At 62.9% G+C, this 13755-nt stretch carries 13 protein-coding genes; 7 read left to right on the plus strand and 6 right to left on the minus strand.

Going from position 1 to position 13755, the window contains the following annotated elements:
• From BWR02_RS16020 to gluQRS, 7 genes are all read left to right on the plus strand, one after another.
• Nucleotides 1-1530: a complex I subunit 4 family protein gene (locus BWR02_RS16020; RefSeq protein WP_139558934.1), complete on the plus strand. Its 1530-nt coding sequence runs from the start codon at nucleotides 1-3 to the stop codon at nucleotides 1528-1530.
• A gap of 46 nt (nucleotides 1531-1576) precedes the next feature.
• Nucleotides 1577-3118 (plus strand): complex I subunit 4 family protein, encoded by a 1542-nt coding sequence (locus tag BWR02_RS16025; RefSeq protein WP_236102325.1) that lies wholly within the window; start codon nucleotides 1577-1579, stop codon nucleotides 3116-3118.
• Nucleotides 3119-3241: 123 nt separating this feature from the next.
• Nucleotides 3242-3892 carry a carbonic anhydrase gene (locus BWR02_RS16030; protein ID WP_129884654.1) on the plus strand — a complete coding sequence of 217 codons (651 nt, stop codon included), beginning with the start codon at nucleotides 3242-3244 and terminating at the stop codon, nucleotides 3890-3892.
• A gap of 81 nt (nucleotides 3893-3973) precedes the next feature.
• Nucleotides 3974-4621 carry a carbonic anhydrase gene (locus BWR02_RS16035; protein ID WP_139558936.1) on the plus strand — a complete coding sequence of 216 codons (648 nt, stop codon included), beginning with the start codon at nucleotides 3974-3976 and terminating at the stop codon, nucleotides 4619-4621.
• A 121-nt stretch (nucleotides 4622-4742) separates the two neighbouring features.
• Nucleotides 4743-5258 (plus strand): peptidylprolyl isomerase, encoded by a 516-nt coding sequence (locus BWR02_RS16040; RefSeq protein WP_129884656.1) that lies wholly within the window; start codon nucleotides 4743-4745, stop codon nucleotides 5256-5258.
• Between the two features lie 284 nt (nucleotides 5259-5542).
• Nucleotides 5543-5902 (plus strand): RNA polymerase-binding protein DksA, encoded by a 360-nt coding sequence (gene dksA / locus BWR02_RS16045; RefSeq protein ID WP_521615336.1) that lies wholly within the window; start codon nucleotides 5543-5545, stop codon nucleotides 5900-5902.
• Nucleotides 5903-5974: 72 nt separating this feature from the next.
• Nucleotides 5975-6868, plus strand: coding sequence for a tRNA glutamyl-Q(34) synthetase GluQRS (gene gluQRS / locus BWR02_RS16050; protein WP_236102331.1), 894 nt, complete (start codon nucleotides 5975-5977; stop codon nucleotides 6866-6868).
• Between the two features lie 195 nt (nucleotides 6869-7063).
• Here gluQRS and pmbA read toward each other — a convergent pair whose 3' ends face one another.
• The 6 genes from pmbA to rlmH all read right to left on the minus strand — a co-directional run bounded on the left by pmbA (nucleotide 7064) and on the right by rlmH (nucleotide 13747).
• Entirely contained in the window at nucleotides 7064-8437 is a 1374-nt protein-coding gene (gene pmbA, locus BWR02_RS16055; RefSeq protein WP_236102327.1) for a metalloprotease PmbA, read from the minus strand.
• Nucleotides 8434-9879, minus strand: coding sequence for a metalloprotease TldD (gene tldD, locus BWR02_RS16060; RefSeq protein WP_139558938.1), 1446 nt, complete (start codon nucleotides 9877-9879; stop codon nucleotides 8434-8436). The genes pmbA and tldD overlap by 4 nt, the downstream gene beginning before the upstream one ends.
• A gap of 58 nt (nucleotides 9880-9937) precedes the next feature.
• The gene (locus BWR02_RS16065) at nucleotides 9938-10750 is read right to left on the minus strand and encodes a carbon-nitrogen hydrolase family protein (protein ID WP_139558939.1); all 813 of its coding nucleotides are present in this window, start codon (nucleotides 10748-10750) and stop codon (nucleotides 9938-9940) included.
• 320 nt (nucleotides 10751-11070) lie between these two features.
• The gene (gene rng / locus BWR02_RS16070; protein ID WP_139558940.1) at nucleotides 11071-12525 is read right to left on the minus strand and encodes a ribonuclease G; all 1455 of its coding nucleotides are present in this window, start codon (nucleotides 12523-12525) and stop codon (nucleotides 11071-11073) included.
• Entirely contained in the window at nucleotides 12522-13136 is a 615-nt protein-coding gene (locus BWR02_RS16075) for a Maf family protein (RefSeq protein ID WP_407941085.1), read from the minus strand. The genes rng and BWR02_RS16075 overlap by 4 nt, the downstream gene beginning before the upstream one ends.
• Nucleotides 13137-13276: 140 nt before the next feature.
• Complete coding sequence (rlmH, locus tag BWR02_RS16080) at nucleotides 13277-13747, minus strand: 23S rRNA (pseudouridine(1915)-N(3))-methyltransferase RlmH (RefSeq protein WP_139558941.1); 471 nt, start codon at nucleotides 13745-13747, stop codon at nucleotides 13277-13279.
• Between the last annotated feature and the right edge of the window lie 8 nt (nucleotides 13748-13755).

Here is a 13755-nt window from a genome sequence, read left to right on the forward strand (position 1 = left end):
ATGACCGTCGCCGAAATTGGCTGGAAGACCCAGGCCGCATTGCCCGTGCTCAGCGCGCTGATCGCCACGCCCGTGGCCGGGTCTATCGTCGCGCTGCTGACCCGCAGTGGACGCCAGGCCGCGCTCGCCGGTCGGCTGACCAGCGCCGTCGAGATCGGGCTGGCCGTCATGCTGGCCTGGCGTTTCGACCGCTCCGCCGATGCACTGCAGTTCGTGGAACAGGAGCGGCTCCTCGGACTGCTGCCTTACCACCTCGGCGTCGACGGCATCAGCCTGCTGTTCGTACTGTTGGCCGCGCTGCTGCCATCTCTGCTCGTGGTCTACGAGGAAATCGTCCACGAACGCCCGCCAGGCCGTTATATCGCGCTGGTGCTGGCCTGGCAGGCCCTACTGATGGGCTTGTTGCTGTCCCTGAATCTGCTGCAGTTCTGGCTGCTGGCCTGCCTCGAAGTGCTGCCGCCCTTGCTCATCCTGAGGCACTGGAGCACCGGCGACGACAAGCGCACGCCGACGCGTCTGTACGGTCTGTTCCAGAGTGGCGGGCTGCTGATGCTGCTCTCGGGAGTGCTACTGCTCGGCTGGAACCATGTCCGGATGGCGGACCACTGGTCGCTCGATTACCGCGATCTGCTGGAGGTACCCATCGCCGACTCCTGGCAGAACTACGCCTTCGTGCTGCTGTTCTACGGCTTTGCCGTGCGGCTGGCACAGTTCCCGTTCCACGGATGGCTGCCGCCGGTCGCACAACACGGCACGCTGGCCACCGTGCCGGTGTTGGTCGTCGGGATCAAGGTCGGCCTGTATGGCCTGCTGCGCTTCGTGCTGCCGCTGTTGCCGAATGCGGTGCTCAACTGGCAGAACTTCGTCGTGGGGCTGGGGGTCGCCGGGATCTTTTACGGTGCCGGTCTCGCGTTGATGCAGTTGGGTCTGCGGCGCCTGCTCGCCTTTTCGGCCATCAGCCAGACGGGCATGCTGCTGGTGGGCGTGTTCACGCTCGATCGGGAGGGACTGACCGGAACGCTGCTGCTGTCGGCCAACTTCGGTCTGGCTGCAAGCGGGCTGCTGTTCGCCACCGGGCTGGTGCACCGTCGCGCCGGATCGACGCTGCTGCCCCGACTGGGGGGCATGTTCGAAGCGATGCCGCTGCTCGGCATCACGTTCCTGCTCGCGGCCCTGAGTACGATGGCCATGCCCGGGACCCCCGGATTCGATGCGGCGCATCTGCTACTCGACGGCGCCATCGGGGCCAGCGACTGGGGCATCGCCGCAGCGGTCGCGCTGGGCAACGTGCTGACCGCCGCGTTCCTGTTATGGGCTTTCCAGCGTATCTTCCTGGCCGAACGGAAGCGGCCGGTGGCCTGCCGGCCCGGCATCCCGCTGACACGGCCGGAGTGGCTGCTCGCCTCGATCGTCTGCCTGGCGCTGCTCGCCGTCGGCTTTCACACGGAACCGTGGGTCGCCGTCGTCAGCAAATCGGTGGGCGGTCTGACAGCGGCTTACGCAGCACCGACACACGGACCCTTACCGTGAGCGGCGCCCTGAATCCACCGTACGTCAAAGCCACGGATCCGCATTGATGGTTACCGGCTTGCCCCTCATTTCCCTGTTGATCGCGTTACCTTGCGTGAGTGCCGCCGCGCTGCTCCTGGTGAGAGAGCCCCATGCGGCCAGAGTCTGGGCACTCGTCGCGGCACTGTGCGAGCTGCTGCTCGCGGGCTTGGTGCTGTTTTCCTTCGACGGCCACTCGGACAAGTTCCAGTTCGTTGAACAGCACGCGTGGATCCCCAGCCTGCAGATCGACTACCTGGTGGGACTCGACGGCTTGTCGGTGCTGTTTCCGGCCTGCACCGCCCTGTTGACTGTCGCCGTCATCGTCGGCTCGTGGAGCGGCGTGTCCTCGATGGCCCGGCTGTATTTTGCGCTGATCCTGATGCTCGAAGGCATGACGATCGGAATCTTCTCCGCGCTCGACACCGCGCTGTTCTTCCTGTTCTGGGAGCTGAGCCTGGTACCGATCTACTTCCTGGTGAGTCTGTGGGGCTCGGGCCCCCGGCGGCGCTTCGTCGCCACGCAATACGCGCTGTACATGCTGATCGGCGGCATTCCAATCCTCTTCGCCTGCATCATCCTGGCGCTGCAGCATGCGACCAGCGACGATTTGCCCATCCCCGCGGGGCTGACGTTCAACTACCTGTCGCTGTTGTCGACACCCGCGGACACGGTCACCCAGACTCTCGTGTTCGTGCTGTTCTTGCTCGGCTTCGGGATCAAGATCCCGCTCGTGCCGTTCCACAGTTGGCTGCCCGGCATCGCGATGGAGGGGCCCGCCGGGTTGACCGCACTGATCACCGGTATCAAGGTCGGCGCTTATGGATTGCTCCGCCTGGGCATCCCCTTGGCACCGGAAGCCGCGCTCCATTTCGCCCCCTGGTTGACCGGACTCGGCATCGTCGGCGTGTTTTATGGCGCGCTTTTAGCCTTGCGGCAACACAACCTGCGTACACTGCTGGCCTACGCGAGCATCAGCCATGTAGGGCTGGTTGTCGTCGCGATCTCGATCATGAACCTGAATGGGCTCCAGGGCGCGGTGTTTCAACTCGTCAATTTCAGCCTGGTGTCCGGCGGACTCTTTCTGATCGCCGGGTGCCTGCAGCAGCGTCTGGGCTCGACCGACCGGGTCCATCTCGGCGGGCTGGCCGGCCCGCTGCCGCTGCTGACCGGCTTTGCGTTCCTGTTCCTGGTAGCCGGGATCGGCATCCCAGGCACCAACGGCTTCATCGCCGAATGGCTGATGCTGCTGGGGATCTTCGAACACCATGGCGGCCTCAGTCTGGCCCTGCTGATCGGCACCGTGCTCAGCGCAACCTATTCGTTTGGCTTTTTCCGGGTGGCCTTTCTCGGTCCGGGCATTCGACCCGGGGTCAGGCAGGCCCAGGATCTACGTCCTCGTGAACTGTTGCTGTTTGCCGGCCTCGCCGTGCTGATAATCTGGCTGGGCGTGTACCCGCGCCCGCTGATCGCTACGCTGGATGCCGCGGCGGCGACGTGGGTCAAACAGGTTGGCGGCGGGCTGCTGGAGCAGCCTAGTCAGTTTGCGTCGGCCGTGCTGGACGATTGATGGTTTCGATACGATTCTATATAAAGGACTTTGGACGGCCGCTGTTGCCTGTTGCGATGCCGTCACGTCGCAACATCCGGCAATGCCAAACTTCGACCGTCTCGTAAACTACGGAGAAATCACGTGAAGGCTTTCGAACGACTATTGCTAGAGAACAAGGCCTGGGTGGAAGAAAAGAGCACGCAGGAACCCGAGTTCTTCCTCCGGCTGTCGAAGGACCAGCGGCCGGATACGCTGTGGATCGGGTGCGCGGATAGCCGGGTTCCGGCCGAGATCATCGTGAATGCGCAGCCGGGCGAGATTTTCGTGCACCGTAACATCGCGAACCAGATCATCATGACGGACTTCAACAGCCTGAGCGTGTTGCAGTACGCCGTCGACGTGTTGAAGGTCAGCGATGTGATCGTCTGTGGCCACTACGACTGCGGGGGCGTCAAAGCGGCGCTCAGCAAGCAGAGCCCCGAACTCGTGGTCGTGAACAAATGGCTCATGCACATCAAAGATGTCTACCGATTGCATCGGGACGATATCGAGAACTACGCGACTGACAAGGAGAAAGCCAATCGCCTCGTTGAACTGAACGTCATCGAACAAGTCGTCAAGCTGACGCACACCTCGATCATTCAGCAGGCCTGGCGCCAGCACAATCGACCCGTTCTGCATGGTTGGGTCTACGGCCTGGACAATGGCATGCTCAAGCAGCTGATCATGCTGCCGCCCGACACCCCGATCGAACCGATCTACCAGTACACCGAAACACTCCTGGCGTCGTGAATCACCGCGGACCCTGAGCAGCCCCTCCGAGAGCGGCACTGAGCGCGCGAACGACGCACGGCGGTCCTTTGGAGCTAGCCGATGAAAGCTATCGAACGATTACTGCTGGAAAACAAGGCATGGGCGGAAGAACACCTGTCAGCCGATCCGGAATTCCTGAACAAGCTGGGGATCGAACGGGAATGTGAAATCTTCTGGATCGGGTGTTCGGACAGCCGGGTACATGCCGATGAGATCACGAACAGCGAACCAGGCAGCATCTTCGTCCACCGGAATATCGCCAACAGCGTGATGACGACCGACATCAATCTGTTGAGCGCGCTGGAATATGCGGTCGACGAACTGCGTATCCGCCATGTCATCGTGTGCGGCCATTATGAATGCGGCGGCGTGCGCGCCGCCTTGAGAAAGACCCGTCCCGGACAATTCCTGCTGAACAAGTGGCTAAAGCAAATCAAGGACGTGTACCGCTTGCACCGGGCCGAGCTGGACGCGCTGGCGACGGAGCACGAACGGCAGCGGCGTCTCGTCGAGCTCAACGTGATCGAGCAGATCCATAACCTGGCGCAGACCTCGACCATCCAGCGCGCCTGGACGACCCGCAAGGCGCCGGAGCTGCATGGCTGGGTTTACGGCCTCGACGATGGCATCATTCGCGAGATCGCCCACATGGATGCCGACACCCCCCTCGATCCGCTCTACGAGTTCGAACTCGGTCCGCTGGCCTGACCCATTGTCCTCATTCACGCACTTTTGCCCTATGTCATACTTGAAACACTCACACTTGCCTTTACTGCCCCTGCTGGGGCTCCTGATTTCAACTCCGCTGGCCGCCAAGGAAACCCCCAAGATGACCGAACCGACCCAAGTCAAACTCGAAACGAGCCTGGGCACCATCACGGTGCAACTGGACAGTGCCAAAGCACCGGCTTCCACCGAGAATTTCATCGCCTACGTGAAGAGCGGGCATTACGACGGCACGATCTTTCATCGCGTCATCCCGGGGTTCATGGCGCAGGGCGGAGGCTTTACGGCCGACTTCAAGCAAAAGCCGACTAATGCACCGATCAAGAACGAGGCCGACAACGGTCTGAAGAACAAGCGCGGCACGATCGCGATGGCGCGTACCTCGGATCCCCATTCGGCCACCGCCCAGTTCTTCATCAACTATGTCGACAATGGCTTCCTGGACTACAAGAGTTCGACCCCGTCGGGATGGGGCTATGCCGTATTCGGAGAGGTGACCGACGGGATGGACGTGGTGGATCAGATGGCCAAGGTACCGACCGGGCCGGGCGGACCGATGCCAACCGATGTACCCAAGACAGCCATCGTGATTCAGAAAGCGACGGTCGTCACGCCCTGACTGTCCCTCCCTCTTGCATTCCTTCGCACTAGGCGTAGGTCCCCGAGCCGGGTGGTGACCCGGCTCAAGTCTTCGGCCGGCGCGCCGCCCATCGTAGGGTGGCCCCGGCCGTTGCCCTTTACCCGATCTACGGTCTTTGCTTGCGTGCGGTCGACGAAACTGCTATCTATACGCAATTTTTCGAGGCGCTTCAGGAGTCGAGCATGTCGAACGGTAACGCAACAGCCCCTCAGGTGGCTCCTTTCAGCTGTGTTCCGTACCAGCCGTCGGAAGGCGAAGAATATATGAGCGAAGGGCAGGTCGAGCATTTCCGCAAGATCCTGCACCAATGGAAAGACGAGTTGATGCGTGAAGTCGACCGTACCGTCCATCACATGCAGGACGAGGCGGCCAACTTCCCGGATCCGAACGACCGGGCAACGCAGGAATCCGAATTCAGCCTCGAACTGCGGACGCGGGATCGCGAGCGCAAGCTGATCAAGAAGATCGAGGAATCGCTGGAGAACCTCGAACGCGGGGAGTATGGCTACTGCGAAACGTGCGGCGTCGAAATCGGCCTGCGGCGCCTCGAAGCGCGTCCTACCGCGACCCAGTGTATCGACTGCAAGACGCTCGACGAACTGCGCGAACGCCAACTTGGTTGATCAACGGCAGCCGTCCGGCTGCCCTGCACCATCCCGCTGCAAACCGTCACTAGCCCTCTGACTACCCGTTATCTGGGACGTTTTGCGCCCTCGCCTTCCGGACCTCTTCATCTAGGCTCCCTCTATACCGCGCTGGCCAGCTTCCTGCAGGCGAAGAGCCAGGGCGGGCAATGGATGCTGCGCATCGATGACATCGATCCGCAACGATCCCGGGCGTCGGCGGCCGACGCGATACTGCGAACCCTGGAAAGCTTCGGTCTGCTGTGGGATGGGGAGGTGGCGTTCCAGAGCCGGAACACCGGGCGCTATGCCGAGGCCCTCACGCAGTTGCAGGCGATGTCGCTGCTTTTCCCCTGCACCTGTTCCCGCAAATCCCTGACGGCGGATGCTGACTCGGCCGTCTACGCGGGGCATTGCCGAAGCAAGACTCTGGACGGGACGGAGGGCGCGTTTGCGCTGAGAATCAGGGCAGCCGATACGACGGTCTCGTTCGTCGACCGTCTGCAGGGGCCCTTCGAACAGAATCTGGCTGCCGACGTCGGGGATTTCGTGGTCAGGCGCCGGGATGGCGTCGTCGCCTACCATCTGGCAACAGTCCTGGACGACCATGAGGCCGGCATCACCGACGTCATGCGCGGCATCGACCTGCTGTCGTCTACCCCGCGACAGATCTACCTGCAGCGCTTGCTGGGGCTGTTCAGCCCGGCCTATTGTCACGTCCCGGTACTCGTCGACCACCAAGGCCGAAAACTGAGCAAGAGCACCCGCGCGACGGCCGTCGACCTCCGTAGCCCGGGGCCGACCTTGCACCGCTTGCTGTGCTGGCTAAATCAAACGCCTCCGGCCGAACTGGCGCGCGAACCCGTCGGAGTGATCGTCGAATGGGCCCTGCAGCATTGGGACCCGACCCTACTGACCGGCCGGGTGTTCATCGCATTGGAGGACCGGGCGCCCGAGGCGCTCTAGAACTCCGAGACCCGGACGATTATGCGCAGACAGCGGGTTAGCCGTTGCTGTCTCCCGGCGGCACCAAGCGCAGCAGGCGCTTCTCCAGATCGCTGGAAGCACGGCCCTGGTATAGCGCGCGCAGCAAAATCGTGACTCCCGGCGCGCGCCAGCGCGATCGCCGTGACCTCGAGAACGCGTTCGCTCATCCGGAGTTCAGTTGCCGGCCACCGTCATCGAGTCGATCAGAATCGATCCGGTACGCGTGTTCCCGCGGGCGTCGACGTCGCTGCCGATCGCCTGAATCCCCCGAAACATCGAGCGCAGATTGCCGGCGATCGTGATTTCCTCGACGGGATACTGAATCACGCCGTTCTCTACCCAGAACCCGGCCGCGCCGCGCGAGTAGTCGCCCGTCACAATGTTTACGCCCTGCCCCATCATCTCGGTCACGAGCAGTCCGCTGTCCATTGTCTTCAATAACTCGGGCAGGCCCAAAAGCCCCGGTTCGACCGTCAGATTGTGCACGCCCCCGGCGTTGCCGGTGCTCTTCAGGCCAAGCTTGCGCGCGGAGTACGTGCTGAGCACGTAGGATTGCAGCACGCCCTGCGAGACCAGGTCGCGCGGGTAGGTCGCAACGCCTTCCGAATCGTAGGGCACGCTGCCGAGCGCCCGCGGCAGATGAGGCTGCTCGTGAATTCGCACGAATTCGGGAAAAATCGGCTTGCCGAGACAGTCCAGCAGGAAACTGGATTTGCGATAAAGGTTGCCGCCGCGGATTGCCGCGATGAAGTGGCCGAGCAGACTGCTGGCGATGTCCGCCGCGAAGACGACCGGGCATTGCCGGGTCGTCAGACTCCGCGCGCCGAGACGACTCAGCGTTCGCTCGGCGGCCTTGCGGCCGACCTCCGCCGCGGCTTCCAGATCCTGCGGGGCACGCGCCACGGTCCACCAGTCATCGCGCTGCATCTGACCGTCGCGCTGGCCGATCACCGAGCAACTCAGACTGTGTCGGCTGCTGGCATAGCCGTGCATGAAGCCCAGCGTATTCCCGAGCATGCGGACGCCCTGAAACGTGTCGAGGCTCGCGCCCTCCGAGTTGCTGATTTCCGGATCGAAACCACGGGCGGCATTCTCGCATTCCATGGCGATACCGATCGCGCCATCGGCGTCGAGGTTCCAGGGATGAAACACGTCGAGTTTGGGAAACTCCCGCGCCAGAGTGTCCGCATCCGGGAGCCCCGCATAAGGGTCCTCCGCGGCATACTGTGCGATGCGGCACGCGGCTGCGACAGTATCCGCGACGGCCGTAGGGCTCAGGTCGGTCGAACTGGCCGAGCCCTTGCGATGACCGAAGTAGACGGTCACGCCGAAGCCCTGACTGCGGTGATATTCGATCGTCTCCACCTCACCCATACGCACCGCGACCGAGAGCCCGCGATCCACGCTGACGGCCGCTTCGGCACCGCTGGCGCCACGCTCTGCGGCGCTGTCCAGCGAGCGTCCGATCAGTTCAGCCAGTTCATCGAGCCGCTGCTTTTCAGTACCGGGGCCCGCATCGCCCTTCAATTCCTGACGTCCGACGCTCAAACCGAGGTTCCTCCCACCGTAAGCCCATCCACCCGCAGCGTGGGCTGGCCTACCCCGACAGGCACGCTCTGCCCATCCTTGCCGCAGGTTCCGACACCGCTGTCCAGCGCCAGGTCGTTGCCGACCAGACTGACTCGCGTCAGCACGTCGGGACCATTCCCGATCAGGGTCGCCCCCTTGACGGGCCGGCCGATCCGGCCGTTTTCGATCAGATAGGCCTCACTGGCCGAGAACACGAACTTCCCCGACGTGATGTCGACCTGCCCACCGCCGAAATTCTTCGCATAGAGGCCGTGTTGCACCGACTCGATGATCTCCTCCGGTGGCGTTGCCCCCGGCAGCATGTAGGTGTTGGTCATGCGGGGCATCGGCAAATGAGCATAGGACTCCCGCCGCCCGTTGCCGGTGGGGCGCACTCCCATCAGCCGCGCGTTCAGTTTGTCCTGCATGTAACCGCGCAGGATACCGTTCTCGATCAGCGTGGTACACTGTGTCACCGTACCCTCGTCGTCGATGTTCAGGGAGCCGCGACGACCGGGCAGTGTGCCGTCATCCACGACGGTGCACAGCGCCGACGCCACGCGCTCGCCGACCCGACCACTGAAGGCGGAGGTGCCCTTTCGGTTGAAGTCCCCTTCCAGGCCATGCCCGATGGCCTCGTGCAGCAGCACGCCCGGCCAGCCCGGGCCGAGCACGACGGTCATCGTCCCGGCGGGCGCCTCGCCGGCTTCCAGGTTCACCAGCGCGAGTCGCACGGCTTCCCGCACGTAGCCGGACGCGCGGTCACCCTCGAGAAAGTACCGATAATCAGCGCGGGCGCCGCCGCCGGAGGATCCCTGTTCGCGGCGACCGTCCTGCTGCACGATCACACTGACATTCAGACGCACCAGGGGACGAACGTCGCCGTGCATCGCGCCGGCGCGATCCAGCACCAAGATGGCGGAACTGCCGCCGGAGAGACTGACGATGACCTGCTCGACCCGCGGGTCTAGCCGGCGTGCTTCCGCATCCAGACGCCGCAGCAGGTCAATCTTGTCCTGTTCGCTGAGGGAAGGTAGCGGATCGATGGGCAGATAAAGGCGCGACGGCGTTTCCCGCGCTTCGACGCGACTGGGACTGCTCGCACCGGCGACCGCGATCGCCCGGGCGTTGCGCGCGGCCTCGATCAAGGTCGGCAGGGCAATTTCGTCGCTGTAGGCAAAACCGGTCTTCTCGCCGGAGACCGCGCGCAGACCGGCACCTTGATCGATGCTGTGTGAGCCCTCCTTGACCATGCCGTCTTCGAGCGCCCATGACTCATATCGCGACTGCTGCAGGTAGATGTCGGCATCATCGATAGCCGCACCCAGCATGGTCGCCATTACGCGATCAAGGTCACTTGCACTGAGTGCAAGCGGGTCGAGGATCAGTCGCCGGGCGACGTCGAGGGATTCGTTGGTCATGCGCAAGAGGGGTCAGCCAAGGGAATGGGAGCAAAAACCGGAGCCCACGTCAGCGTCATCACAACCGCCGGTGCGTCAGAACGGGAAACGCGGTGCGGACCTTTTCGAGGCGTTCGCGGTCGATTTCGGCACAGACGACACCCGAACCGGAGGCCAGGGAAGCGAGCGTCTTGCCCCACGGGTCGACGATCATGCTGTGACCGTAGGTCTCCCGGCCATTGACATGGAAACCGCCCTGATTCGCGGCGATGGTGTAGCATAAGTTTTCGACCGACCGCGCGCGAACCAGCAAATCCCAATGCGCGGCGCCCGTCTGCGCCGTGAAGGCGGCCGGGACAATCAGCAGGTCGAGGCCGGACTCGGCCATTTGGCGAAACTGCTCGGGAAACCTGAGATCGTAGCAAATCGCCACGCCGATGCGCCCGAACGGCGAATCCAGCACCACAGAATTCTGGCCGGCATCGATTGTCGACGACTCGCGGTAGCTTTCGTCGGAACCCGGCAAGTCGACATCGAACAGATGGATTTTGTCGTAACGTCCCACGCGCTGGCCGCGATCGTCGTAGACCAGGCAGGAGGCCCACACCTTCCCTGCGCTAGCCTTGATCGGCATCGTACCGCCAAATAACCAAATCTTCAGCCGTTCCGCGGTGCGGGACAGAAAGTCCTGAATCGGCCCCTTGCCATCCTCCTCGGCGACAGCGAGTTTGTCGCTTTCCGACATCCCCATCAGCGCGAAATTCTCCGGCAGCACGACGATCCGGGCTTTCTGCGCGGCAGCCGACTCGATCAGACGTTCCGCCTCCAGTAGATTCGCGCCGACGTTCGGGCTCGACGCCATCTGCACCGCGCCACATATCACTCGCTGCATTGATCAATCCTCTCCTTCACATGTTCCTCGACCCGCCGTAACCCATGTTGTGGCTCGGGCCGAACGATTCCTTTGGCCGATGCGCCGCCACGCCCGACCCGTTTCCACAAGAACTGGACCGGGGCTTAAGGCTTTCCGGTTAGGTTCTTCCTGCCGAGTGTAACATCCCAAACTCAGGCCCCATCGCATGAACGCGGAAGGGAAACCAAGGCGGTTCACGACAGCGCCCGCTTTCCTGCTTGGCGGCATGCTTCACGTCGAGTCTCGCTCGGCTCAGGGAACCGCCGAAGCTGACCAAGCTCCTTTTCCCGGCCCTTCGCTTAGAGCAGGACGACGTCGTACTGTTCCTGCGTATACTGGCTTTCGGCCCGGAACTTGATTTGCACGCGGAGAAACGCCTCAAGTTCCGACAGCATGTCGGCTTCTTCATCAAGCAGGCGCCCCACGACTTCGTTCGACGCCAAAACCAGCAGTTCCTGTACGTTGTACTGGCGGACTTCGCGGATGATCTCGCGGAATATCTCCAGGCAAGTCGTCTCTGCCGTCTTCAGCACTCCACGACCGCTGCACGCGGGGCAGGTTTCGCAGAGGGTGTGTTCCAGACTCTCCCGTGTCCGTTTGCGGGTCATTTCGACCAGACCGAGGGACGAAACTTCGCTGATGGTATTCTTCGCGTGGTCCTTCTCCAGGCTTTTCTCGAGCGCCTGCAACACTTGCTGCTTGTGCTCTTCGTCCTTCATGTCGATGAAGTCGATGATGATGATCCCGCCGAGATTGCGCACCCGCAATTGCCGCGCGATCGCTTGTGCGGCCTCGAGATTGGTCTTGAAAATGGTTTCCTCGAGATTCCGACCACCGACGAAGGCGCCCGTGTTGACGTCGACCGTCGTCAGCGCTTCGGTCTGATCGAAGATGAGATAACCGCCCGACTTCAGCGCAACCCGCCGTTCCAGCGCCTTCTGGATCTCGCTCTCGACCCCGTACAGGTCGAACAGGGGACGTTCGCCAGCGTAGTGCTCGACGAGCGGCGCCATCTCCGGCGTGAACTCCCGCGCGAACTTCACCATGCGAGCGAAACTCTCGCGCGAGTCGACGCGAATCTTTTCCACCTTGGCGCGGTGCAGATCCCGGAGCACCCGCATAACCAGCGGCAGGTCTTCGTGCAGCAAGGTCTTGAACTTGGCTGTACGGGCCCGCTGTGCGATCGAGTTCCACAGTTTGATCAGGAACAGCATGTCCGCGCGCAGTGCCGCTTCGTCGACGCCTTCGGCCGCCGTGCGAGCGATGAAGGCCCCGGTGCCGTGTTCTTTCTGGAAGATTTCGACACAAGCCCGCAAGCGGGCGCGCTCGCGCTCGCACTCCACGCGCTGGGACACGCCGCAGGTCTTCGCATTGGGCATGTACACCTGGTAGACGGACGGCAGCGAGATGTCCGTCGTCAATCGTGCGCCCTTGGTCCCGAGGGGATCCTTGACCACCTGGACCACCAGTTCCTGTCCCTCCTGGAACACGCGCTCGATGGCATCCTCGACAGCGCGTTCTCGTTCGGGCTGGCTCAGGTCCGACAGGTGAAGAAATGCAGCGCGTTCGAGACCGATGTCCACGAATACCGCCTGCATGCCGGGCAACACGCGGCAGATTTGCCCTTTGTAGATGTTGCCGACCAGACCGCGCTTGCGCCGCCGCTCGATCAGAACCTCCTGCAGAACGCCGTTCTCGACGATCGCCACGCGAGTTTCGGGCGGCGTCACGTTGATCAGGATCTCGTCGCTCATGGGCTATAAAGCTCCGCGCCCAACAGGACGCATGATGCGATGCCGACCTCGGCCAGCAGTGCAGCGGTTTCGAAAAGGGGCAGTCCCATGACTCCCGAGAAACTTCCTTCCAGACGCCGGATGAACAGGCTGCCACGTCCCTGGATCGCATAGGCCCCAGCCTTGTCGACCGGTTCTCCGCTAGCCCAGTACGCTTCGATCTCACCGTCCGTCAAGTCGCGAAATGCAACGTTGCTTTCACTGAGTGCGAGCCAATGGCGCTGAGCATGTCGCAGCGACACCGCGCTCAACACCCGGTGGGATCGGCCCGACAGACGCCTGAGCATGGTCCGCGCATGCTCGAAATCGGCAGGCTTGCCAAAGACCTCGTCATCGAGCACCACCTCGGTATCCGCTCCCAACACTGGCAGTCCATCCCCGCAAACATCGAGCCCCGCGCGAGACTTGTCAGCCGCCACGCGCGCGACATAGTCTTGCGGGGCCTCCTCTAAGCTCCGGCGTTCTTCGACGTTGACTGCGACCGTCCGATAACGAACGCCAATCTGGGCCAGCAGTGCCCGGCGCCGCGGTGAAGCCGACGCGAGCACGATCATCGGATCGCTCCGGTGCAAGGGTTGCTTCGTCATGATTCGTATAGGCAGGGGCGTTTCTCGTTCCTGGCGCTCGCTCACACTCGGCAATTCGCTCGACTTTTTGGGCGTCGGGCTGGATCGGCGGCGAACGACCGCCGCGCAGTCCCCACGCGCGAAAACTAGGCGCGGTGATAGGGATGGTTCTGCAAGAGGCTCCAGGCCCGATACAATTGTTCCGCGACGATGACCCTTACCAGCGGATGGGGAAAAGTCAGCGGCGACAGGCACCAGGCCTCGCGCGCCCGCGCCAGACAAGGCGCGGACAAGCCATCAGGACCGCCGCACAGCAGCGACACTCGATCGCCTGCGGCGAGCCATCGCTGGATCGCGCCCGCCAGTTGCTCCGTGCTCCACATACGACCGCCGAGATCCAGCGCAACGACGTGATCGGCCGGCGCAAGCGCCGCGAGCATCCGTGCGCCTTCCTGTTCACGCCACTGTGCGGCATGACCCGTCTTGCCGCGCTTGGCCGGGGATAACTCCCGCAGCGTCAGGCGAAACTCCCGCGGCAATCGCTTCGCATAATCCGTGTATCCGGCCTGAACCCAGGACGGCACGCGGTCACCAACGGAAACCAACTGTACTTCCATGCGGTCGG

It is taken from the genome of Methylotetracoccus oryzae (assembly GCF_006175985.1).
Classification (GTDB): domain Bacteria; phylum Pseudomonadota; class Gammaproteobacteria; order Methylococcales; family Methylococcaceae; genus Methylotetracoccus; species Methylotetracoccus oryzae.